The 24,190-nt window shown below is 33.7% G+C and carries 26 protein-coding genes and 1 riboswitch; of the genes, 6 read left to right on the top strand and 20 right to left on the bottom strand.

Going from position 1 to position 24,190, the window contains the following annotated elements; genetic code table 11:
* Positions 1–53: 53 nt before the first annotated feature.
* The 3 genes from ACODSB_RS12605 (at position 54) to ACODSB_RS12595 (ending at position 2,157) form a co-directional block, all read left to right on the top strand.
* The gene (locus ACODSB_RS12605; protein ID WP_053472734.1) at positions 54–536 is read left to right on the top strand and encodes a cupin domain-containing protein; all 483 of its coding nucleotides are present in this window, start codon (positions 54–56) and stop codon (positions 534–536) included.
* Between the two features lie 96 nt (positions 537–632).
* Positions 633–1,220: a TetR/AcrR family transcriptional regulator gene (locus ACODSB_RS12600; protein ID WP_488937308.1), complete on the top strand. Its 588-nt coding sequence runs from the start codon at positions 633–635 to the stop codon at positions 1,218–1,220.
* Positions 1,221–1,344: 124 nt separating this feature from the next.
* Positions 1,345–2,157, top strand: a complete 813-nt coding sequence (locus ACODSB_RS12595) for an SDR family NAD(P)-dependent oxidoreductase (protein WP_180857549.1) — start codon at positions 1,345–1,347, stop codon at positions 2,155–2,157.
* A gap of 56 nt (positions 2,158–2,213) precedes the next feature.
* Here the strand turns inward: ACODSB_RS12595 and ACODSB_RS12590 are convergent, their stop codons facing one another.
* From ACODSB_RS12590 to ACODSB_RS12555, 8 genes are all read right to left on the bottom strand, one after another.
* Entirely contained in the window at positions 2,214–3,830 is a 1,617-nt protein-coding gene (locus ACODSB_RS12590) for a sensor histidine kinase (protein ID WP_488937307.1), read from the bottom strand.
* A 2-nt stretch (positions 3,831–3,832) separates the two neighbouring features.
* The gene (locus tag ACODSB_RS12585) at positions 3,833–4,846 is read right to left on the bottom strand and encodes a SpoIIE family protein phosphatase (protein ID WP_053472738.1); all 1,014 of its coding nucleotides are present in this window, start codon (positions 4,844–4,846) and stop codon (positions 3,833–3,835) included.
* Positions 4,839–5,255 carry an anti-sigma regulatory factor gene (locus ACODSB_RS12580; protein ID WP_053472739.1) on the bottom strand — a complete coding sequence of 139 codons (417 nt, stop codon included), beginning with the start codon at positions 5,253–5,255 and terminating at the stop codon, positions 4,839–4,841. Before ACODSB_RS12580 ends, ACODSB_RS12585 begins: the two co-directional genes overlap by 8 nt.
* Positions 5,236–5,634, bottom strand: a complete 399-nt coding sequence (locus ACODSB_RS12575; RefSeq protein WP_053472740.1) for an STAS domain-containing protein — start codon at positions 5,632–5,634, stop codon at positions 5,236–5,238. Before ACODSB_RS12575 ends, ACODSB_RS12580 begins: the two co-directional genes overlap by 20 nt.
* Before the next feature lie 16 nt (positions 5,635–5,650).
* On the bottom strand, positions 5,651–6,487 hold the full coding sequence (locus ACODSB_RS12570) for an STAS domain-containing protein (protein WP_053472741.1): 837 nt from the start codon (positions 6,485–6,487) through the stop codon (positions 5,651–5,653).
* A gap of 218 nt (positions 6,488–6,705) precedes the next feature.
* Positions 6,706–7,308: a murein L,D-transpeptidase catalytic domain-containing protein gene (locus ACODSB_RS12565; RefSeq protein ID WP_488937306.1), complete on the bottom strand. Its 603-nt coding sequence runs from the start codon at positions 7,306–7,308 to the stop codon at positions 6,706–6,708.
* A 156-nt stretch (positions 7,309–7,464) separates the two neighbouring features.
* On the bottom strand, positions 7,465–9,492 hold the full coding sequence (locus ACODSB_RS12560; protein WP_488937305.1) for a tetratricopeptide repeat-containing sensor histidine kinase: 2,028 nt from the start codon (positions 9,490–9,492) through the stop codon (positions 7,465–7,467).
* A gap of 108 nt (positions 9,493–9,600) precedes the next feature.
* The gene (locus ACODSB_RS12555; RefSeq protein WP_053472744.1) at positions 9,601–9,834 is read right to left on the bottom strand and encodes a hypothetical protein; all 234 of its coding nucleotides are present in this window, start codon (positions 9,832–9,834) and stop codon (positions 9,601–9,603) included.
* Between the two features lie 100 nt (positions 9,835–9,934).
* Between ACODSB_RS12555 and ACODSB_RS12550 the strand changes: the two genes are divergently transcribed.
* Positions 9,935–10,603, top strand: coding sequence for a response regulator (locus ACODSB_RS12550; protein ID WP_180857553.1), 669 nt, complete (start codon positions 9,935–9,937; stop codon positions 10,601–10,603).
* A gap of 138 nt (positions 10,604–10,741) precedes the next feature.
* Here ACODSB_RS12550 and metQ read toward each other — a convergent pair whose 3' ends face one another.
* From metQ to ACODSB_RS12490, 12 genes are all read right to left on the bottom strand, one after another.
* On the bottom strand, positions 10,742–11,554 hold the full coding sequence (gene metQ, locus ACODSB_RS12545; RefSeq protein ID WP_053472746.1) for a methionine ABC transporter substrate-binding lipoprotein MetQ: 813 nt from the start codon (positions 11,552–11,554) through the stop codon (positions 10,742–10,744).
* A gap of 45 nt (positions 11,555–11,599) precedes the next feature.
* Complete coding sequence (locus tag ACODSB_RS12540) at positions 11,600–12,253, bottom strand: methionine ABC transporter permease MetI (RefSeq protein WP_488937304.1); 654 nt, start codon at positions 12,251–12,253, stop codon at positions 11,600–11,602.
* On the bottom strand, positions 12,246–13,277 hold the full coding sequence (gene metN / locus ACODSB_RS12535; RefSeq protein WP_488937303.1) for a methionine ABC transporter ATP-binding protein MetN: 1,032 nt from the start codon (positions 13,275–13,277) through the stop codon (positions 12,246–12,248). Before metN ends, ACODSB_RS12540 begins: the two co-directional genes overlap by 8 nt.
* Before the next feature lie 559 nt (positions 13,278–13,836).
* Positions 13,837–14,826 carry an NADP-dependent oxidoreductase gene (locus tag ACODSB_RS12530; RefSeq protein ID WP_488937302.1) on the bottom strand — a complete coding sequence of 330 codons (990 nt, stop codon included), beginning with the start codon at positions 14,824–14,826 and terminating at the stop codon, positions 13,837–13,839.
* Between the two features lie 264 nt (positions 14,827–15,090).
* Complete coding sequence (locus ACODSB_RS12525; protein ID WP_488937301.1) at positions 15,091–16,560, bottom strand: aminotransferase class V-fold PLP-dependent enzyme; 1,470 nt, start codon at positions 16,558–16,560, stop codon at positions 15,091–15,093.
* 189 nt (positions 16,561–16,749) lie between these two features.
* Positions 16,750–17,739 carry a redoxin domain-containing protein gene (locus ACODSB_RS12520; RefSeq protein WP_488937300.1) on the bottom strand — a complete coding sequence of 330 codons (990 nt, stop codon included), beginning with the start codon at positions 17,737–17,739 and terminating at the stop codon, positions 16,750–16,752.
* Between the two features lie 276 nt (positions 17,740–18,015).
* Positions 18,016–18,115: riboswitch (SAM riboswitch) on the bottom strand.
* A 311-nt stretch (positions 18,116–18,426) separates the two neighbouring features.
* Entirely contained in the window at positions 18,427–19,512 is a 1,086-nt protein-coding gene (locus ACODSB_RS12515) for an NAD(P)H-dependent flavin oxidoreductase (RefSeq protein ID WP_488937299.1), read from the bottom strand.
* A 15-nt stretch (positions 19,513–19,527) separates the two neighbouring features.
* A complete protein-coding gene (locus ACODSB_RS12510; protein WP_488937298.1) occupies positions 19,528–19,905 on the bottom strand; it encodes a nuclear transport factor 2 family protein in 378 nt (125 codons plus the stop codon).
* A 73-nt stretch (positions 19,906–19,978) separates the two neighbouring features.
* A complete protein-coding gene (locus ACODSB_RS12505; protein WP_488937297.1) occupies positions 19,979–20,713 on the bottom strand; it encodes an SDR family NAD(P)-dependent oxidoreductase in 735 nt (244 codons plus the stop codon).
* 5 nt (positions 20,714–20,718) lie between these two features.
* The gene (locus tag ACODSB_RS12500; RefSeq protein WP_056198604.1) at positions 20,719–20,937 is read right to left on the bottom strand and encodes a tautomerase family protein; all 219 of its coding nucleotides are present in this window, start codon (positions 20,935–20,937) and stop codon (positions 20,719–20,721) included.
* Positions 20,938–20,942: 5 nt separating this feature from the next.
* Entirely contained in the window at positions 20,943–21,497 is a 555-nt protein-coding gene (locus tag ACODSB_RS12495; RefSeq protein WP_488937296.1) for a YceI family protein, read from the bottom strand.
* Between the two features lie 306 nt (positions 21,498–21,803).
* Complete coding sequence (locus ACODSB_RS12490; RefSeq protein ID WP_488937295.1) at positions 21,804–22,376, bottom strand: Crp/Fnr family transcriptional regulator; 573 nt, start codon at positions 22,374–22,376, stop codon at positions 21,804–21,806.
* A 170-nt stretch (positions 22,377–22,546) separates the two neighbouring features.
* On the opposite strand from ACODSB_RS12490, the gene ACODSB_RS12485 reads away from it, so the two are divergent.
* Together ACODSB_RS12485 and ACODSB_RS12480 are read left to right on the top strand one after the other, a co-directional pair.
* Positions 22,547–22,933, top strand: coding sequence for a DoxX family protein (locus tag ACODSB_RS12485; protein WP_488937294.1), 387 nt, complete (start codon positions 22,547–22,549; stop codon positions 22,931–22,933).
* A 296-nt stretch (positions 22,934–23,229) separates the two neighbouring features.
* On the top strand, positions 23,230–24,108 hold the full coding sequence (locus tag ACODSB_RS12480) for an oxidoreductase (RefSeq protein WP_488937293.1): 879 nt from the start codon (positions 23,230–23,232) through the stop codon (positions 24,106–24,108).
* Positions 24,109–24,190 lie beyond the last annotated feature (82 nt).

Raw genomic sequence — 24,190 nt, 5'->3', positions numbered from 1 at the left:
TATAAATCTTCGGGGATTTACTATTTCTAACAAACCAATTAAACATTAACATTATGTCACCAGCATCTGAAATAATTAGACTTCTTAATTTGCAGTTAAACAGTACCGAAGGTGGTTATTTTGCCAATACTTACCCTATTCCGCCTGCCGAAAATACTCCTTGCAGCGCGATCTATTATTTTCTGGATAATTCCCGCTGCTCTATTATGCATAAAGTTACAGGAGATATGCTGTATCATTTTTATGCCGGAAAGCCTGTTGAAATGCTTTTATTATATCCGGAAGGTCATACGCCAAAATCTGAAATCTGTATTTTTAGTAATGATATTGCTAAAGGCGGAAAACCAATGAAAGTAATTCCGGGCGGAACATGGATTGGTTCCAGAATTAAAAGTAAAGATTCCTGGAGCCTTATGGGCGTATCAATGGCGCCTCCTTTTAATCCTGATAATTACTTTTTAGGAGATCGAGATACCTTAATTGCACAATATCCTGAACACAAAAAATTAATTATAGCCCTTACGAATCCCTCATAAACAGGCACATTTTGAAATTTTTTAAAAAATAATCTTCTTTTTGTTTGTAAATATGACCAATCGGTCATATATTTGTACCGTTAAATAAAAGCTATCATGGCAAAAGGTGAAGAAACCAGACAATTTATTATAGAAAAAGCCGCTCCTATTTTTAATACAAAAGGAATTGCAGCTACTTCTATGAGCGATATTATGGAAGCCACCAAATTGTCTAAAGGAAGCATGTATGTACATTTTGAAAATAAGGAAGTTTTAGCTTGTGCGGCTGTTGATCATAATATTAAAATGCTTAACACAAAAATTCAAACAGCAATAAGTAAATACAAAACTTCAAAAGAACAGTTGTTTGCATATATAGACTTTTTTAGTAATCCGTTGCAGCCACCGGTTTTTGGAGGCTGTCCTCTTTTGAATTTTGGAACAGAAGCTGATGATACAAACCCAATAGTAAAAGAAAAGGTAAATACTGTTATTCGTTCCGGTCAAATATTGCTTTCTGGATTAGTAGAAAAAGGAATAGCAAACGGAGAATTTAAAACTGATTTAAAACCTGGAGATTTTGCAACTGTAATGTTTGCAATGCTCGAAGGCGGACATTTAATGTCAAGAATGTCCGGAAACAATGATAAAATGGAAATCATTGTTAAAACCTTAAAAAATTTAATAGACCAAAACAGCATCTAATTTTTTTTATTAAAAATATGACCGATCAGTCATATTTATAAATAACAATATCAACAAAAATATAATACCAATTAAAATAAGATCATTCACAATTAACAATTCACATTTAACAATTTAAGAAATCATGTCAAAAACAATTTTAATTTCAGGAGCATCAAAAGGATTTGGAAAAGCCTGGACAGAAGCATTTTTAGAAAAAGGATATAAAGTAGCTGCAACAGCGAGAAATATCGATACATTAAACGATTTAAAAGCAAAATACGGAGACGCAATTTTACCATTAAAACTTGACGTAAATAAACGTGAAGATTCATTTGCAATAGTTGAAAAAGTAAAAAATCATTTCGGGACAATTGACATTTTGATCAATAATGCAGGTTACGCTTTAAACGGTGCTGTTGAAGAAGCAAGTGAAGCGGAAGCGAGAGCACAATTCGAAACTAATTTCTTTGGAACTTTATGGTTAACACAAGCTGTTTTACCAATTATGAGAAACCAAAAAAGCGGACATATTATTCAGGTTTCTTCTATTTTAGGAATCGCAACTTTACCGGTTATCGGACTTTATAATGCTTCAAAATTTGCTGTTGAGGGTTTAAGTGAAACTTTGGCATCTGAAGTAAAACAATTCGGAATCAATGTTTCATTAGTAGAGCCAAATGGTTACTTTACTGATATTTGGGGTAACGGATTCCACAGCGAAAGTATTCCTGCTTACGACGGAATCAAAAAAGCACTTGCAGACGGACACGATCCCGATACATTTGGACAAGTTAGCGCGACAGTTCCTGCAATCGTTAAATTAGTTGAAGCAGAAAATCCTCCTTTACGTTTATTTTTAGGAAAAATAGCTTTACCATTTGCTAAACAAACCTACGAACAAAAATTAAAAACATGGGAAGAATGGGCTGATGTTTCAGTTGCAGCTCACGGATAATTAATTTTCTTTATAATAATAAAAAAGGCAATCTGTTGATTGCCTTTTTTTATTATTTATTTTTTGGGAAGATAAATCCAAAAGATTGTTCCTTCTCCGGGTTTACTGGTAAAATTGATTACTCCGTTATGGTTTTCAATAATTCGGCGGCACAAAGCTAGTCCTATCCCATTTCCTCCATATTGATCGCGTTCGTGTAATCTTTGAAACATATCAAATATACGTCCAGAATATTGACTGTCCATTCCGATTCCGTTATCAGCAATTGAAATTATATGATAATTTTCTGGTGAAGACACTTTGTTATCTTCATTAATATTTGATGCCGAAATAGTTACTACAGGCACAGCAGTATTAAATTTAAGAGCATTGTTGACCAAATTATAAAATAACTGGCGAAGTTGTGTATCAAGTCCTAAAACTGTCGGCAAAGACTTAATATCAATTATAGTATTTTTTTCCTCAATAACCAGACTTAAATCTCCTAATATTTCCGAAAGGGTTTGGTTAAGGTCAACTTCTTCAAATATTTGTTTTTTATTGTCTATTCTCGAATAATTGAGAACATCAGTAATCAGGTTAGAGAGTCTTCCTGCCGCCATCGTTATTCGATCAAAATAATATAATTTCCTTTGGTCTTCACTTAAATGTTCCCCGGCGCGCGAAAGCATAATCATGATTTTACGAAGTGGTTCCTGAAGATCGTGGCTGGCAATATAGGCAAACTGCTCTAATTCTTTATTTTTAAAAACCAGTTTTAAGTTGGCACTTTCTAACTCACGTTGAATTACTTTTAATTCTGTATTATCTTTCAGCGTTTCTACGACCATTTTTTGAGCATTGATGTCTACAAAATAAACTAGCCAGCTGTTAAAAGTCCCGTCTTCTGCCTTGTTTGGCATAATCGAAATTAAATGCCAGATATAACTTAAACCATATTTAATTCGGGTTTCCCCTAAAAATTCAGAACGCTTTGATTTTGCTATTTTCCAGCCTTCCAATATTCCGTCAATATCATCAGGATGAATAAAATTACTTAGGTTTTTCTTGTCGAAGGCGAGAATTGGAACTTCCAGATAATGCTCTAATGACTCATTGGTTAAAAGAACATTATTACGCTCATTTATTACACAAATTAAAATAGGAATTGTGTTGGCGAGCTGTTTGTATTTGTTTTCACTTTCTGCCAGTTTTTCTGAAAGCGCAATGAGTTCAATATTTTTCTTTCTGATTTCATCGTAAGGCGATAAAGGAGGTTCGTATTTAAAATAATCGATAAATCCCTTTATTTTAGTTTCTGAAAGAAGTCCCGGAGAAGCAACCGGCTGGCTTATTCTCGTTGTAGACTGATTGTTTAAATAACTGTATTCTATATTTCCGGAAATTTTCGATGCATAATTAAAAGCTTCAGGATTGCAGTTTTTTAAATCTACAGTATCTGTAATGATTGCGATAATTTCTTTTTGAGTTGCTTTAATAACATTAATTCCCAAAACAAGCAAAGAATTTTTACCTTTTGCAATCGAGCATCTTGCTATTTCGGATACTGCTGTCGAAAATCTTGTCTGGAAAGATGATGGCATACCGCACATTTCGGCAATTTTCATGCAGCGTTTGTGGGCCAGTATTAAGTCCATTTCGTTATCCAGATTTATTTTTATGATTTCCTTCATAACTAAATTATTTTACCAACAAGAATTGTGGCATCATCTGTACCTCTAATATTTTCCTTAAGCAATGCTGATGCAATAATTCCTGGACTTTGTTTAAATATAGAATTCATATCGCTAAGATTCCATCTTGTTCTCAGTCCGTCACTATGCATGATAATAATTTGGTGCTTTTTGTAAGGAACAACCGAATTGTTTAATGTACGCGGAATATTGTGTCCAATAATTCCATTATAAGGCGTATAAGTTTTGTTTTCTAATCCGTCGTAAATTCGCGTATTGATATTGCCAATACCGCAAATATTCCAGGTTTCTAAACTATAATCTACTGTGGCTACTGTAGCAACAAGTCCTCGGCTTTTTTTTACTTTTGAATGGATATCCCTTAGGATTTCCGCAGGATCAGATTCTACCGACTGTTTGAATGCTTTAACAGCAAGCTGCACGGCTTCATGAGCATTTACACCGTGACCTAAACCATCACCTACAAATATTTGAAAACCTTTTTTAAGATTTTTAATATGATAACCATCACCGCAGACTTTTTCACCGGGATAATTTAAAGCTATGGCTTTATGGTATAAACCTTTTTGTATATCAGACAAACGAAAATCCGGCTTTTCGCAAATTTTCACGTACTGTACACAACCCCAGTTTTTCATGGAATAAATTTGAAAATCGTTGCTCAGTCTTTTGATCGAGCCCAAACCATGTCCCAATGTATTGGATGACGAATAACCGTCATTCATTATTTTTGACACATTTTCAAATCCTATTCCCTTATCAAGGCAATAAATTTCAATTTCGTTTTGCCCTTCCTCTATATTAGCCCTGTACAGCAATTCACCGCCATTTGCATATTTAATAAGATTGGAAGTTAATTCTGCTACAATTATATCCGTTTCTCCTGCTCTGTGCGGCGTAAATCCTAATTGAAGCGCCAGGTTATGTATTTCTCTTTTTATAAAAGCAATCAGACTTCGATCGTCTATCTTGTAAGTGGAAAAAGTATTATCCATTTTTCCATTTTGTTATAGTTACGGTGGTACCGTTTCCTAATTCTGTTTTAATATCAAACTCATTGACAAGCCTTTTAGTACCCGGTAATCCTAAGCCTAAGCTTTTACCGGTACTGTATCCGTCTTTCATAGCCAGTTCTACATTGGCTATTCCGGGGCCATTATCAATAAAAGTAACGCGTACGCCATTGTCACGGCCATTACTGACCGACTCTATAATGACTTTACCGCCGCCGCCATATTTAAGGAGGTTACGAACAAGTTCGCTGGTTGCCGTAATTAATTTAGTTTGATTTAAAATGCTCATACCAATTTTTACGCCATACTCTTTTACCCGGTTGCGTAATGGTACTACATCTTGTTCTTTTACGATAAGTGCTTCTTCTTTACTATTCGATATCGTCGTCATAATCCTGCTCTTCATTATCGCTTATTTGCATTTTCGAGCGCAGTAGATCCATGCCCTTCTCAACATTAAGGGCACTTATAACTCCGTTTAAAGATAATCCTAATTCTACCAGTGTAATAGCTACAGCCGGCTGCATTCCTACAACGACTGTTTGTGCATCCATTATTTTAGACATTACAGCTATGTTTCCTAATATTCGACCCATAAATGAATCGATAATAGAAACCGCCGATATATCTATCAATACACCTTTTGAACTATGTTTACTAATGGTGTTTATTAAGTCTGATTCAAGATTTTCTGCAAGTTGATCGTACAAATCTACTTGTATGGTAACAAGCAGAAAATCTCCCATTTTAAGTATAGGAATTCTTTCCATATCAATTTATAAAATCTTAAACTATTTTTCTTTTAACAACTGAAAGCTGCAACATATCAAATGCCGTTTTAAGTGCACTTGCAAGCGATGCTTTAGTAATAATTCCTGTAAGATCAATTCCTAAATGTACTACTGTCTGAGCAATTTCCGGACGGATACCGCTTATGATACATTCAGCTCCCATTAATCGGGTTGCACTTACAGTTTTAATAAGATGCTGCGCCACCAGAGAATCTACCGCCGGAACACCCGAAATATCAAGAATAGCAATAGAGCTTCCTGTATCTACAATTTGCTGCAGTAAATTTTCCATTACAATCTGCGTTCTCGAACTGTCTAAAGTTCCGATAATAGGCAGGGCAACTACACCTTCCCAAACGGTGATAACCGGAGTTGAAATTTCACTGATTTCATCCACTTGTCTGGATATTATATCTTCTCTTCCTCGCATAAAAGCTTCAAAAGTCAAAATAGTCATATTATCCAAAGCTGCATTTAGCTGCAGGTTTGCATCAAAAAGCTGTTCCGGGTCTTTTATTAATTCAGATAGTATTTTAGAAGCTGCTTCTTTGAATGTGATTAAATATTGCGCATTTTCTCTTGGCGAAAACCCACGTTTTCCTCGTGATGAAGCTATTCCAACTATAAGATCCTCGACTTTTTCAAATTCCTGAGAATCCTGAATTTTACCTTCAGCAGCAGCGGCAGCTTTTAAAAACAGAGAAGCAAATTCTTTTGACTCTTCTTCTTCTACTGCTCCGTCATCAGATCCACCATCGATTAGAAGTTGAGACCATATGGTTAGTAATTTGTTTTCGTGCTCTTTTAAGCCACTCAATAAGTTATTTTGCATGAGGATTAAATTTGGATGTTGGGAAAAGAATTACTAAAACGGAAGAAAGAAAAAATTTAACATATTATGTTAAAAACAAATAATCAAATAAAAACAATATGAAATTCTGTTAAAATTTAGATGATAATAAACAAAAAAAGAGACAGCTGTCTTAAGCTGTCTCTTTTGAATATATAATCGTATTCGGACTAATTTTCAACCATTTAAATATGTTTTAATTAATAATAAATATGTAAAATAATATTAGGTTTAGAGTTGTCTATTATCTTTTCTAATTTTTTAAAAAAAGCTTCGCTAACCATTGGACAGCCATGACTGTTTGCTATATAATAGTCTTGTTCTTCATTAGGAACTGCTGAATAGGAATGCAGCACAATGGCTCTTTTTGCTGCGTTGCTGTTTGTTTCGTCTAAACCAGATAATTTATAAGATTTTCCAAACATTCCTCTATAGGATTTACCAACAATATATTTTCCTAGAGATGTACATTTTGAATTGGGTTCATTACTAAATTTTAATTCCCCTCTGGTTGTCGTTTCGGAACCAAAACCGTTTGCTACAAGACCCTGGTCTACAATTTCATCTTTTTCTAAATCGTAAACAAAGAACCTGTTTTTACCCGATTTAATTCTCATATCAATAAAGAAGGCTATTTTTGTATTGTAAGCCGCATTTTTTTTAATCATCGCTTTCACATCCAAAAGCTCAGTATTAAGTCTTTCCATTTCCGGACTCAACGGCGGAGTATCATTTTTAATTTCTACAGGATTTCCAAAAAAACTAATTGTAAAAAATAAAAAGATTAAGCTGCATATTTTCATGACAAATATTTTTAATTTAATGCAAAGTCTAAAATTTCATTAATTTGCTTTAATCAAATTAACAAAGCAAAATTAGTCTGCATTAAATCAAAAAAAGACATCTAAAAGTCTGAAGAACAACAAAATAAGATTCATTTCTATCTCTCTATTTTTCAATTAAATAGCAAAAGTTACAATGATTTCAGTGCCTTCGCCCGGTTTAGATTTTACTTCGAAGTTTCCTTTTAAAGAGTTGGTTCTCTCTTTTATATTAGATAAGCCAATTCCTCTTTTTACGGTATTGATATCAAAGCCAACACCGTCATCTATAATGGATAACTGCAAAACATCTTTATCAATTAAATCTATTTTAACATCAACCTTTGAGGCTTGAGCATATTTTTGAATATTTAGAAGCGCTTCCTGAATAATGCGGTAAAAGTTTATTTTATAAATATTCTGAACCTGCTCCCACTCAAATCTCTCATCTACAAAATAATTAAACTGCGTTTTACTAATCTCATTTTGACTTTTAATTAAATTAGATAAAAGGGTATTGAAATCATTACTTTCTAAAAAAGAATCCTGATTTAAATCATGCGAAATGGTTCTGATTTCATTTTCGATATTCTGCAATTCAAATATATACTGCTTTCTTTTTTCTATCGTTTTTTCGTCTGATTTAGAATTAAAAAATCCTAAATTCATTCTTACACCATATACCTTATTCATTACACCGTCGTGAAGTTCTCTTGCAATTTTATTCTTTTCTTCTTCTTTGGCGGCGTTAATTATATTTTGCTGTTCGCTCAAAAGCTGGTAGATTTCATCACTGTCACTTTGCTGCTGCTTTACAAATCTTAATTCTTTGTTTTTATACTTTAAATAAATAGCTACCGAAATTGCCGATAGAACTAAAAACAAGGCAAAAGAAAAAATTAAAATATAAAAGTTCTTTTTAGTCAAAATCTTATTTTCATCTTCGACCTTTACAGTTTCATATTCAATTCTGGCATATTTATTCTTGGTTCTGCTTTGAATACTGTTAATGCTGTCACTTATAGCAATATATTGATTGGCATAAAACAATCTCTTTCTGCTGTCTATTCGGGTTAGCAGTTTTAATGTGTTTAAAGTTTCGTTGGTATTTTTTAATTTGATAGAAACGGTATAAGCTTCCTGCAAAGTTTTTAAGGATTTTAAAGAATCATTTTGTGTCAGGTAAAATTCTCCTAAATGAATTTTTTTATACATGACGTCAGAAGTATACCCTAAGCTGTCAACAATTTTTAAAGACTCTAAAAACATTGATTCAACATTTTTATATTCTTTATTTTTCATTTTAGAATAAGCCAGGTTAGACAAAACAATAGCATAAAACCGAGGCCAGTTCTTTCTTAAATGTTTAGTCAGCAAAGGCTTTAATTCTTTAATTGATTTAGAATAATCGCCTTTTAAATCATATAAATTACAAATATTAATTACAGATGAAATATTGAAATTATTCACTTCATCACTATCTGTATTATTTTTTTTCATTGCTTTTAAATTTCTCAACGCCAGTTGATGATATTTTAAAGCCTGATCGTACATAAACAGCTTTTCTAAACAATTCCCCATTAAGGTATTACAGGAATAAAGCAATTTTATATTATCTGAATCTTTTAAGTATTCAAGACCTTTGGTTAATTCTACCTCACATTCTACATAATTTCCATCATAAAAAAGAACATAGGCTTTATTAAAATACATTTGCCCTAACTTGTCGTAGTCGTGAATTTTTAAATAAATTTTTTGAGCCTGCAGATAATAATAGTAGGCACTGTCTTTTTGGGAACTTTCATAGCAGTCGCCTATAAAATAAAGGGATTTTGCAATTCTGGAACTATCGTTTTCTTCTCTTGATAATTTCAAAGCTGTTACGCTTGAGGAATGTGATTTTTTTATATTATTTAAATAATAATATTCCTCTCCTGCTTTTAAATATAAATTTCTAACAACTGAGTCATTTTTTAGATGCTTTAAATTATTGACAAGCGAATCTAAATATTTCTCTTTTGCAGTTCCTGAAATTTTATTAAAGTATTCTGCATCAAAAGTATTCTGGTTTTGATTTCTAATTTTTAATTCATCTCTCCTATGATAAAACACTAATAAAATTACTATTACTAATAGAAGTATTGGAATATATATTTTCGACTTCAATCTCAAAATGATACTTTATAAATTAAATTCAAATATATTATAAATAAAGAAGACTATAATACTTCAATATCAGTATTATAGTCTTCAGTGAATAGAGTCGAACATGTTTTATTTAATTTTTGGATTTAGCGGATCTCCATCTGGAGCGCTCACTTGTAAATTATAACTGATTTTTAAAGAGTCAATTGTTTTGGAGTTAACAGTTTCATCTTTGCTGATTTGGTTATTAAGCTTTTTTTTTTCGGATGAATTAAAATCTTGGTTGTCAAGATCATCAGTTGTACAAGATAAATTCATCATTAAAATTGATGCAAAAAGAATACGAATTACTTTACTTTTCATGGTGTGTTATTTTTATGTTTTTGCAAAAAAACATCCAAAAAAGTTGCATATTTTACGGAAAATCCGTAAGATTGTTTAATTTTGTTTAAATTTTACGATAATGTCACTTAATATTTTAATTGTTGATGATCATCCTATGACGGTAGACAGTTATGTCAACCTTCTGTCTGACGATTGCTTTGATACAGTTGAACCCATCTTCCTAAAAGAATACAATTGCGAGACTGCCTATAAAAGGATAATGCTGCTTGAAAAACAAAACACCAGACTGGATTTTGCTATTCTGGATGTTAATCTTCCGCCTTATGAAGAATTCAATATTGCTAATGGTATTGACTTGGCAATAACCATTAGAAAAGCACTTCCTTCCTGCAAAATTTTATTGCTGACAATGCATACCGAAGCCTTCATCGTAAACAGAATTATAAAAACTATTGCTCCCGACGGGTTTATATCAAAAAGTGAAGTTAATTTTGAATCTTTTCCGGCTATCTGCCAAAAAATTCTAAAAGGGGAAATAATTTACAGCGATGAGATTATCAAATCTCAGAAGAAATTAACGCACCGAAATTTAAATTGGGACGAATACGACAGTCAGATTTTAATTCTTTTATCTCAAGGCGTTAAAACCGTTAATATTCCAAATCATATTCCGCTTTCAATGAGTTCAATTGAAAAGCGAAAAGCAAATATTAAAAGCCATTTATTATTAGAAAAAGGCGGTGATACCGAGCTTATTAATAAAGCGAGACAATTGGGTCTAATATAAGCTTCAAAAAAAAGATTTGAAGCCACAAACAAAATACAATAAAATAAAAAAGGCAGATGAAACAATTTCATCTGCCTTTTTTATATCAAATAATTAGTTGTCAAAGTTCAATTCACAATTAACAACTCACAATTATTATTACCATCCTTTCACAGCGCCGCCCTTAAACTCACGTTCGGCTGCAGCTTCAACCTCCGGAGATTGAAAAGCCTGTAAAAACTGTTTTACTTTCTCTTCGTTTTTATTGTCTTCACGACTTACTACAAGATTTACATAAGGAGAATCTTTATCTTCAACAAACAAGGCATCTCGTGACGGAACCAATCCTGCTGCAGAAGCAAAAGTGTTGTTGATAATTGCAATCGAAACATTAGCGTCGTCTAAAGCACGAGGCAATTGAGGCGCTTCTAACTCTAATATTTTTAAGTTTTTAGGATTACTTACTATATCTGTTACTTTAGGTAATAAACCAACACCATCTTTCAATTTTAATAAACCATTTTTCTGTAAAAGCAATAACGAACGTCCGCCATTTGTTGGATCATTTGGGATAATAATAGTACTTTCATTTTTCAATTCAGAAAGGTTTTTTATTTTTTTTGAATAAGCCGCAATCGGATAAACGAATGTATTTCCGATGATTGCCAATTTATAACCACGTTGTTTAGACTGCTCATCTAAATAAGGTTTATGCTGAAAAGCATTTGCATCAATATCACCCTGACTTAAAGCTTCGTTTGGAATTACATAATCGTTGAAAGAAACCAATTCAACCTCAAGTCCAAATTTTTCTTTGGCTACTTTTTTAGCTGCTTCAGCAACTTTTAATTCAGGTCCGGAAGCTACACCAACTTTTATAAAATGCGGATCATTGTTTTTACTTTTTCCGCAATTAGCTAAAACCAATGATAAAGCTAAAATTCCGGCTGTTTTCAAGAAATTTATTTTCATGACAAATCTATTTTTAATTTTTAATTCCTAATTTTTAATTGATACTTATCTGTGATCAAAATGTTTTGATAATCTGTCTCCAATAAACTGAATAAGGAAAACCAAAATAACCAATAATGCCAAAACCGAATTCATCGTTACGGCATCATAACCAATATATCCATATTGATAACCAACCTGTCCTAAACCGCCCGCTCCAACTGCTCCGCCCATTGCAGAATAACCTACAAGAGTGATTAAAGTAATCGATGCTGCGTTTATTAATGATGGCAAAGCTTCTGGAAGTAATACTTTATATACAATCTGTAAAGGCGTTGCTCCTAAAGCTCTTGCAGCTTCAATTAATCCCGATGGCAGACCTAATAAACTGTTTTCAACCAAACGGGCGATAAACGGTGCCGCGCCAATACTTAACGGAACTAAAGCAGCACTTACTCCAATAGAAGTTCCAACAATAGCACGTGTAAACGGAATCATCCAAACGATTAAAATAATGCACGGAATGGAACGAAAAACGTTTACAATAACCGATAAAGTTCTGTTTAAAACCGGCTGATCGAGTATTTGATTTTTTCGGGTAAGAAAAAGTAAAACTCCCGTTGGAAGTCCGATTAGGAAACCGAAAAAGCCAGACACAAATGTCATAACAATGGTTTCCCAGGTTCCATTTAATAATAAAGCGATAATAGAATCAGACATAACCTATGATTTCTGTTTTAATGTGTTTTGAAATAAAATATTGAATGGCAGCGTCGTAGTTCTCACGTTTTCCTGATAATTCGATCAGCATAACGCCAAAGTTTACATCTCCGGCCTGATCCATCTGCGCGCTTACGATTTTGAAATTGGTGTCAAACAATCTTGAAACCTCTGAAATAACAGGTTCATTAACCGATTTTCCGGTCATTTCAAGCTTTAATAACGGATTTAGGCTTCCGTTATCTGTCTTTTGTAGTTTTTCCTGATAAACGTCTGGAATCTCCAAATGAAGCGACGAAGCAATAAACTCTTTTGTTAAATCATGTTTTGGATCGGCAAAAATTTCACCTACACTTCCCTGCTCTATTAATTTTCCGTGGCTGATTACCGCAACTTCATCACAAATCGATTTAACGACTTCCATTTGGTGTGTAATCAATAAAACGGTAATATTTAAACGACGGTTAATGTCTTTCAGTAAATTCAGAATTGAACGCGTTGTTGCGGGATCAAGTGCGCTTGTAGCTTCATCACACAACAAAACTTTCGGATTATTGGCCAATGTTCTCGCAATCGCAACTCTTTGTTTCTGTCCGCCAGAAAGACTTGCCGGATAATCGTATGCTTTTTCAGCTAAACCAACCAATTGCAGTAATTCTAAAACACGGGTTTTAATGGCTGTTTTTGGAGTTCCAATCAATTCAAGCGGGAAAGCAACATTATCAAAAACAGTTCTCGAAGAAAGCAGGTTAAAGTGTTGAAAAATCATCCCTATTTGTCTTCTTTCTGTAGCCAATTCAGCATTTGATAATTGCATCAAAGCTTTTCCATCTACAATAATTTCTCCAGAAGTTGGTCTTTCTAAAAGGTTTACACAACGAATTAGTGTACTTTTTCCAGCTCCGGAAGTTCCAATAACACCAAAAATTTTCCCGGGCGGCACCTTTAGCGAAACATCATCTAAAGCAGAAACGATTCTGTCCTTTTGATGAAAAGTTTTGGTAACGTTTTTTAATTCAATCATTTGTTCAATTCAGGTTTAAAAACAAAAAAGCCTTTCATAATTATTTGAAAGGCTTTTTGAAATAAATAATATCATTTATATATAAGCCAAACAATCATAAAGCATCCCAGCACATCATGCTGTAGCTATAATAATTATTCATTTTCTGGCTATTATTTCTCATTGTTGCTGCAAATTTAAACAGATAATTTTAATTTTAGTATAAAAACCATTAAAACTTTTATTAACCTATCAAAATAGTAGATTACTATAACGATTGCTTTGAATTGTCATTCCGAGGAACGAGGAATCGCACACGTAACTCGTCAAAGATTGGCGATATACTTTATGGAGTTTCTAGTGCGATTCCTCGTTCCTCGGAATGACAAAAATGCCTCTGTATGTGTTTAAAATAATAGCCACAGATATAAAGGATTAAAAAGATTTTTTCACGCAGATTTGGCAGATTTGAGCAGATTATTTTTCTGAATTTATTACACAAAATTAACCAATCTGCCAAACCTGCGGGAGGCAAAAAACTTTGCGGTTAAACATCAGCAGGATCTGCGTGAAAAAAAATCTAAATTTTCATGATTAACTTTTTTCCTTCCGTTTTATTCTCACGAAGTATTCTATGGGCGTTTTCTACTGTATTTACTTCTAATTCTCCGACTATTGAAATAGCAGGTGGCGTAATTTTTTCTCGATCCAAAAGTAACCTTAGCTCATTTAATCCGTTTTTGTAATAGTCGTAACGTTTTTCAAGTCCGTACGCATAATTGGAGATGTTTAAAATTGAGGCTCCTTTACTAAAAAGAATTCCTCGCGATTCCGGAGTAGAAAAATTGGTTACATCAACATAAGTTCCATTGGTTTTTAAAAGTTTTGCAGCAATTTCTGCCACGTTGTTTCCAACTAAATCAACTGCAATATCAAAAGTTTTATTTCCGTTTAAAGAAAGTGCAGTTTTGTAAATTTCTTCTTTTTTATAGTTGATGATTTGTTTTGGTTTTACACCAAGGTCAATTAATGCGTTAATGCTACTTTCATTTCCGGCTGTAACTACAAAATTTTGAAAGCCATTTGCCAGAAGCAGTTTCACAAGCATATTCCCAACTCCGCCAGCAGCGCCTGTAATTAATATGGAATCAGAAAAAATGGCATTTATACGTTTAAAGGCTTGCAAAGCTGTTAATCCTGCTGATGGAATTGCAGCAGCTTCTTCAAAAGAAATATTCGCAGGTTTATGCACCGCAATTGCTTCGGGAACGCAAATATATTCTGCATAAGTTCCGTTAGAACCCATACTTCCTGATCCGCAGAAAACAGCATCGCCAATTTTAAAATCAGTTACACTTTTACCAATTGCCGATACAATCCCTGAAAACTCCCGACCCAGAATTGGAGAGTGCAAAAGCTTTCTTTCAGATCCGTCTTCCGTCATTTGATAATCAATCGGATTAAAACCTGAAGCTTTAATTTTTACCTGAATCTGATGTTCTTCGGGCTGCGGAATTTCTACGTTTTCTAATTGAAATTCCCGGTTTTCCTGTAATACAATTGCTTTCATTTTTATTGCTTTATTATACAAAAGTATAGCTGTTTAATTTTTTAAACACATAGAAACATAGTTTTTCTTTGTGGTAAAAGGCGTTTCACTTGTTTAAACAAACATAGCTAGTCAGTATTTGTCATTCCGAGGAACGAGGAATGATAAACATGCTTTTTAAATTTCCTTTGTTTAAACAAACATAACTATGTGTTAGAAACTAGTTTCTTTTTATCAACTTTTATAAAAACTAAAAAAATCTATGTTTCTATGTGTTTAAAAAAATCAATCCAACTTAAACCATTCATTTACTTCTTCAGCTATAGTTTCTTTAATTTCAGAATTTTCAAATTCATTTGTTACTGAATTATATTCGTAATCTTTCTTCCATTTTTTATAATGTAAAGATACTTGTTCAATTGCATCGCAAATAAAATTAAGCTCATCATTTGTCGTAATCGGATGCAGCGACAAACGTACCCAGCCGGGTTTATTAGTTTGATTTTTCTCTAAAAGTTCGTTTGTAATTTGTGCTGATTTCTTTTCGTTTATATAAAACAAATAATGCGCATAAGTACTTGCACATGACCAGCCTCCGCGAACCTGAATTCCGAAACGGTCATTTAAAAGCCTTACGATTAAATTATAGTGAATATCTTCGATTATAAAAGAAGCACAGCCGATTCTTTCTGTTTTTAAATCTCCTAAAATTGACAAACCTTTTATTTTTTGAAGTCTCGAAAAACAAAGAGCAAGCAGTTCTTTTTCTCTGTTTTTGATGTTTGCCACTCCCATTTTATCTTTTAATTCTAAAGCTAAAGCAGCTCTTATTACTTGTAGAAAGCCTGGTGTCCCGCCATCTTCTCTAACTTCTATGACCTCGCTATAACAATATCTGCCTAAAGGATTGGTCCATTTTACATTTCCGCCGCCCGGATTATCCGGAAATTCAGATTTATATAATTTCTCGTTGAAAACCAAAATACCACAGGTTCCCGGCCCTCCCAAAAATTTATGCGGAGAAAAGAAAATAGCATCTAATTGCTGTTCCGGATCTTTTGGGTGCATATCGATTTTGACATACGGTGCCGAAGCTGCAAAATCAACAAAACAAAGTCCGCCGTTTTGATGCATAATTTTGGCCAATTCATGATAAGGCGTAATAATTCCCGTAACATTGGAACAAGCCGTAAACGAACCTATTTTTAAGCTTCTGTGAGCATATTTTTTAATTTCTTCCGAAAGAATTTTGGGATCGACTAAATTATTTTCATCTGGTGGCAGAATCACAACATCGGCGTTGGTTTCATACCACGAAACCTGATTCGAATGATGCTCCATGTGCGTGATAAAAACAACAGGTTTATCTTGTTCATCATTCGTTCGCAAAGCCATTATTCTTTGCAGTTTTGATAAAGCGGCAGTCATTCCGCTTCCCGTAGTCACCAAAACATCAGAAGTATTTGCGTTTACTGATTTCTTAATGATATCTCTCGCATATTGATAAGCGTGCGTTGAAGTTTTTCCAGTCTGACTAGAAAGTGAATGCGTATTGGCAATCATTGGACCAATTTTATTGAGCATAATATCCTCAATTGGAGCATATAATCTTCCGCTGGCAACCCAATCTGCATAAAGCAGGTTTTGATTTCCGTAAACGGATTTAAAACGGTGATCTACTCCTATTGTATTTTCTCTAAATTTAGAGAAGTAACACTCCAATTCAATTGGTTCTGTTGTCTCAATAGCATTCATTTCCTTTATCATTTTAATTAACTAAATTTATTATTGATTGTTTTTTTTAAACACATAGGAACATAGTTTTTCTTTGTGGTAAAAGGCGTTTCACTTGTTTTAATAAACATAGCTATGTGTGAAAATCTAGATTTTTTCAAATCTCTTTTATTTAGAATATAATCTCTGTTTCTATGTGTTTAAAAAAAATTAATTTGCCTGCCCTAAAAGTGATTTAAGTGTAGTTTGCAATTCTTCTCCATGAAGGTTTTTCGCAACGATTATTCCTTTTGAATCCACTAAATAATTTCCAGGAATCGCTCTTACGCCATATAATTTAGCAATTGCACTGTTCCAGAAAAGTAAATCAGAAACATGAGTCCATGTTAAATTATCATCCTGAATTCCTTTTATCCAGTTTTCTTTCTTTTTATCTAAAGAAACACCTACGATGTTAAATCCTTTGTCATGATATTCTTTGTAAGCTGCCACAATATTTGGGTTTTCTCTACGGCAAGGTCCGCACCATGAAGCCCAAAAATCAACTAAAGTATAGCCTTTTAAATTTTCTGAAAGACGAACTGGTTTACCTTGCGGATCATTAGCAGTAAAATCTGGGACTTTTTTACCAACCGCTAATCCGTCTAAAACAGTAACCAGTTCTTTTAGTTCTTTCACGTAAGTGGTACTTTGCAGGCTTTTATCAAGCAAAGCAATGTTTTGAGTGATTTGTTCCGGCGTTAATCTATACGACCAGTTTCTGTACAATACATAAGCCGAAACAATAGATTTAGGATTTTCTGTAATGAATTTACTGATTTCTACATCTTTTGATTTTTTATAGGCATCGAATAAATTCTGAGATTCAGAACCTTCAACTACAGAGCTTGTATAATATTTCTTCGGGCTTAATTTTACTGTAATAGGCGTTTTTTCAAGGAAAATATACAATGGAGAATCCTCTGTGTTTACACTTAATCCGTATAATTCTGGTGTTTTAACTTTAGTTTTAAAACTAAAACTTCCGTCTTTCACTTTTACCGAATCTATAGTGGTAAACATTTTATTGTGGAATTTTTGCAAATACACATATTGCGCAACTGTATCGACAACAGTTCCTTTTAACTGTAAATTATTTTCTTGCGCCTGAGTTTGTGCAACTCCAAGAAATAAGGCAAAACCTAATAGTATTTTTTTCATTTTATTTTGATTTTAAGGTGATGATATGATTTTTATTATCGTTTAATATTGGAGCAAAAGAATTCCTTAAGCCAATTTATAAAGGCCTTTAGCAAATAGTATTTAAAAAGAAATGAGAGAATTTAATGCTTTCGCATTCGGAAACCAGCAAGACTATATTCTTCGAAGATTGAATTCAAAAGTTCGTCACTGTCGTGTAAAAAATGTAGTTTGGTTTTCATTTTAAAAAATAAATAATTTCAACAATGATGATCTTATTCAGATTTGCGCCAATCTTTCTTATCTGTCCCGCAAGCGGGAAGGATTTAGCACCTTATTCGGTAACAGGTTGCTAAGACTTCATAGGGCCTACTCCCTCAGTCTTTCTGGATAAGTATCATTCAGAATTTTTCTGTGACACAAATATATATTAATTCTACCGAATTAGTAGTGTTTAAATTTATTTTTTTTGAATTTTAATTGAAAAACATTTTATACAAAATACAAATGATTGATTTTTAGATAATTAAATCAGATTATAATTTTTAATAATTCCTTATTTTATAATGGAAATTCATACGTTTGATAGAATAAAATTGACTAATTCTGTTTTTTTACTGTAGAAAAAGCATAAAAAAACTCATTCCGTTTTTTGAAATGAGTTTGTATTGAAACAGAAATTATCGTACCGCTTGTCATTCCGAGGAACTATGACTTTAATCCATCAAAATACGCCGTAGTTTCTTCAATCAAAGAATGCATCAATTCTTTTGCTTTGGTATGTTTTAAGATTGACGAAATTTGTCCTCCCCAAAATAATATCATATCCCATTTTTGCTGATCGAGTGCAGCTTTTCTCAATGGAGAAATAAAAGTAGTCTGTAATGGAAAAGGCAGAATGTTCGATTCTTTTCCAATTATATCTTTTGCAATTCGGCTTGTAATGCCTCGACCTAATCTTCCCGTATATGCGCGTGAAAGCGTTGTATATTTTGCAGCATCAGAAAATAACATTTCTCTGTGAATTGGCAATGCATTCGATTCATCGACAGCTAAAAAAGCGGTTCCTATTTGGGCTGCGCTTGCGCCTAATGTTAAGGCTGCGGCAACTCCTTTTCCGTCGGCAATTCCGCCAGCTGCAATGATTGGTGTTTTTATTTTTTCGCGCATTAATTGTAGTAAAACAAAAGTTCCGGTTACAGATGCTTCGGCGTTGGTTAAAAAAGAAGGACGGTGTCCGCCTGCTTCAAAACCCGAAGCGATAATCATATCAACTCCTTTACTTTCCAGAAAAATGGCTTCATCAAGTGTTGTAGCAGCACCAACAGTAACAATTCCTAATCTTCTAAACTGCTCTAAAACATCATCTGAAGGAACGCCAAACATAAAGCTAAAAACCTTTGGTTTAACATCTAAAATAACTTGTAACTGGTTTTCGAATCTCGATTGAAATGGCGCTGGTTTTTCCGGTAACGGAATTCCAAGTTCGTCATAATAAGATTTAAAAATCGCTTTTGTTTTTTCAAATTGATCATCAGTTAAACCTCCATCCGGAATATCATGATCTGAAACCCAAAGATTAATATTATACGGCTTATCTGTGGCTGCTTTTATTTGTTTATCTACTTCGTAAATTTCCTGTGGACTTAAAGTGTAAGCACCGTAACCACCTAATCCGCCAAGATTTGAAACCGTCGCTGTTAATTCTACCGTTGATAAATTACCCCCAAAAGGGCCTTGCAAAATTGGATAGTCAATCCCTAACAGTTCCTTAGCTTTTGTATTGTACCACATAGCTTCAAATTTAAGTTATTTATTGGTATCAGTCAACATTTTATTGACGATAAGCCATTTGCCATTAATCTTATGGAAAGATAAAAAATCCCTATAATTAAAGTCGTACATTTTAACATTTAATTCCGCTACAGCGATAGAATTTACAACGCTTATATGTAAAATTTCACCTTTAAAAGATTTTCCCGAATCCTTTGGGCTTTGTCTGTTTTTAACGCCGTCTAAATACAAATCAACGGTTTTAAAATAGGGTTGTCCGTTTATATCTCCGAAAAGAAATGTCCCGGATTGAAAAATACTGCCAAGCAATAATTCATCACCTTCATAAATGCCTTTAAAATAATAGTTTTCTATTGCATCGGTAATAGCCTGAATTTCTATTTGATTTTCCATTTTACTAGTATTTTGAGCTTTTATGCCCTGAAAACTCCAGAGCATAAAAGCAGTTAATAATATAGTTTTCACCTTAATTTAAATTGTGTCCTGCACCTTTTCCGCCATCAACATTGATGATTGATCCGGTAATAAAATTGCTTTTAGCAACTGTGTAGACCATTTCAGAAACATCATCGATCTCTCCTACTCTGTTTAATAAATGCAAACCGGCACTTTTATCTGCGTTATCTCCGTGCATTGGCGTACGAATTACACCCGGAGCAACGGTATTGAAACGAATGTTTTGTTTTCCAAATTCTGCTGCTAACTGAATTGTTAAAGCATGAATTGCACCTTTACTGGCAATTGGAGCCGAAGCCGGCCATCCGCCTAAACCGTGATTTACTAATGGAGTTCCGATATTAATTACAACACCGCCTTGTTGTTTCAGCATTTGCGGAAGCACAGATTGTGTAGTGAAATAAGTTCCTTTTAGGTTGGTTTTCAAAAATGTATCTAGATACGCTTCGTCTACTTCTAAAAATGGCTTGCTGGCAAAAATCCCTGCATTATTAACCAATACGTCTACAGAACCAAATTTTTCTAAAGCAATTTTAACCAATTGCTCACCTGTTTTTTTATCGCTTACATCTCCCGCAAACATTGCAAGATTTTCGCCTGCACCAAATTCATTGAAAGTTTTTTCTAATGAAGATGCTGTAACTGAGTTTATAACCACATTATCGCCTCTGTCTAAGAAATATTTAGCGATTCCTTTTCCGATACCAGAAGCTGCTCCGGTAACGATTATTGTTTGTTTTTTCATGATTTTTATTTTTTATCGGCTGTAATGCCTTTTTCTCTTAATACTGATACTTGTTCTCCTGCATAACCCCAATCGTCTAATTCGATTTCCTGAATCACAACGTGAGTCAAATGCGGATCTTTATTTAATACTTCTGTAATCAGGTTGGTAATGCCGCTGATTAATTGTTGTTTTTGCCCGCGTGTTACTCCTTCGCGGGTCAATTCGATTTTTACGTAAGGCATGATAATTAGTTTTTAGATTGTCCTGTAAAAACAGCTTCGGCAGTGATATTGAAATCTAGCTCAAAGTCGTTGTAGATTAGTGTGTCTCCTAAATCTTTGAAGAAATTTCCTGAACGGAATTTGATATCGTATTTGGTACGATCGATAATCAATTTACCTCCAAGTGAAAGTGTATTGTTGTTACTGTTTACCTGTACTTCAAACCCAACAAGATGTGTAATATCTTTTATAGTCAGGTTTCCTTCAAGGTAATACGTTGTGCCTGATATTTCTTTTACGTTTAAAATATCTAATGTTGCTGTTGGGAATTTTTCGATAGAGAAAAAATCATCAGATGCAAGGTGTCCTGCAAATTGAGTGTTCGTTGCCGGATCTGTTACATCCAGAATTTTAATCGAAGTGGTGTCGATAACAACATTCCCTCCTTTTATTTTTCCATCATTAAAGATGAAATTACCATTTTTGATACCAATTGTACCATTATGTGCACCAGTAACTTTTCTACCAGTCCATTCTACGCTGCTGTTTGAGCTTACGATTTTAAAATTTATTGTTTCCATTTTTTGTTGTATTTAAAAGTACAGTACAAAGGAACGGCGACTATGGAAATTGGTTACGTGATGTAGATCACATTCTTATTTTTGAGGTTCAAAGGTGCAAAGGGACAAAGAGACAAAGGTTTTTATATTGATATCGAATTTTAAATATAGCCAGCGGTTTCAACCGCTGGAACGCAAAGTATTGCCATAATCAAGACCCCTGTGGTTGAAACCACAGGCAATATTTTTATAGCGATAAAAAATCTGCGAGAAACAAAATCTACGCAAAACAAAAAAATAACCCGTAAAATCCGTGGGCTACAAAAACTAAGAATTATAAAGTCGGCTAAGGGTTTCTCTCGAAACACCCAAATAAGCCGCAATCAAATGCTTTGGAACTAAATTGTATAATTGAGGATATAAAGCCAAAAGTTCTTCGTAACGAATTTTGACGTTATTATTCATAAAAGATAAAAGCCTTTTTTGAGAAGCGATGTAGCCTTTATTCGTTCTCCATCTAAAAAAATGTTCCACCTGATGAAATTCGGTGCAGAGTTTTTCGCGGTCGGTGTTAGAAAGGCAAAGCACTTCGGCGTCCGTAATGCAATCAACATTTATAGCAGCCGGAGTTTGGTTGTAAAGTGCATTATAATCAGATGTCCACCAAGTTGGCATCGCAAACTGTAAAATGTACATTTTGATTTCGTCATTAATATAAAAAGCCTTTAAACAACCCGAAATCACAAAATACTCACAATCTACTTTATCGCCTGCGCTAATAATTGTTTGCCCTTTTTTAAAAGATAAGGATTTGAAATGCGAAAAGAAATAATCAAACTCTTCCTCTGTCAGCGAAACTGTTTTGGCGATATGTTCTTTTAAAAGTGTTTTGGCTTCCATTTTAAATGGTGACTATTGGGTTTGAAAATCTTTTGTAAAGTTATAAAATCAAATGAACTTATTGATTGTCTATTTCGGATTTGAATTTGTCCGTTTCACCAAAATTTGAATATGAAACCGATTGCCGTTGCCGCAAATTTGTCCTGTTTAACAACTTAAAATTTAAAATCATGAATGCAAAAACAACAAAAATTATTTATTGGACAGGAATTATTTTAACTTCTTTATGGTTTGGTGCCAGCGGATTTTTTGAACTTACAACCAACAAATTGGTTTGGGAAATTACACAACTATTAGGTTATCCAGCTCATTTTATTTACATCCTGGGTGTAATGAAAGTTTCAGGAGTTATCACATTATTAATTCCGAATAAACTATTACGATTAAAAGAATGGGTATTTGCCGGAGTATTTTTTGACATTATTTTCGCTTTCTTTTCAAAATTGGTTGTATTAGGTTTTCCTGCAACTATTGATGCTATTATTGCTTTTGTTATGGTAAGTGTTACTTATATAATGTTTAGAAGATTATATACTGCAACTTATACAGTTAACTAATTTTTTTCGCCACAAAGTCGCGAAGACGCAAAGTTTTTATTTCACGCAGATTAAGCAGATGTGCGCAGATTTTTTTTTAAATAATCTGCGCACATCTGCTTAAATCTTTTTAAATCTGCGTGAAATAAAAAAATCCATTAATCCTTTTAATCTGTGGCAAAAACAAAACTTAGCGCCTTTGTGTCTTCGCGGCAAAACACCCTTGAGCCTTAAAACAAATAAATTTGAGCTTTTCAACAAAACAACAACCTTCATTCCCGACGTAAATTTGTAATGAACTTAAAAACACAATTACAATGAACAAAATATGGTTTATTACAGGAAGCTCTCGAGGATTAGGACGTAATCTTACTGAAGCAGTTTTAGAAAGCGGAGACAAAGTAGCTGCAACTGCACGAGACATTAATCAGTTAAATGATTTGAAAGAAAAATTTCAGGATCAGATTCTGCCTTTGAAATTAGATGTTACCAATTATGATGAAGTTCATCAGGCCGTAAATAAAGCTGTTGAATATTTCGGAAAAATTGACGTATTGGTTAACAATGCCGGATTCGGAATTATTGGCGCTGCGGAAGCTTATACAAGTGAACAAGTTAGAAGTCAGTTAGAAACTAATTTATACGCACCAATTGAAATTACACGTGCCGTTCTGCCTTTTATGCGTAAACAAGGTTCTGGCCGAATTTTACAAATAAGTTCTGTTGGCGGACGCGTTGGAAATCCAGGTTTAACCATGTATCAGGCAGCGAAATTTGGTTTAGGCGGATTTACTGAGGCTTTAGCCAAAGAAGTTGCTCCGCTTGGAATTTTGGTTACGAGCGTTGAACCAGGCGGTTTCCGTACGGATTGGGCTGGCGCATCGATGACGTATGCCGAAGATATTGAAGGCTATGAAATGGTGAAACAACGTACCGATTTCTTTAAAGGAGGAAATTTTGTTCCGGTTGGTGACCCTGAAAAAGCGGCTAAAGTAATGGTTGATCTGGCTTCGCATCCAAATCCGCCTGTACATCTTGTTTTGGGAAGCGAGGCAATTGGAATTTTACAAAACGCTGATCAAAACAGAACGGAAGAAATGGAAAAATGGATGAATGTAAGTTTGTCTACAGATCATGAGGATTCTGGAAGTTTTTTTGATTCAGCTCAGGGAAAATGGTATACTGGTAAGAAATAAGCATTATCAATGGTTAATGAAACACATAGGGACATAGTTTTTCTTTGTCTATAAAGGCGTTTCACTTGTTTTGAACAAACAT

The sequence above is a fragment of the Flavobacterium sp. FG68 genome, assembly GCF_057808895.1.
Note: the sequence above shows the minus strand (reverse complement) of the source record. Positions and strands in the feature narration are given on the sequence as shown.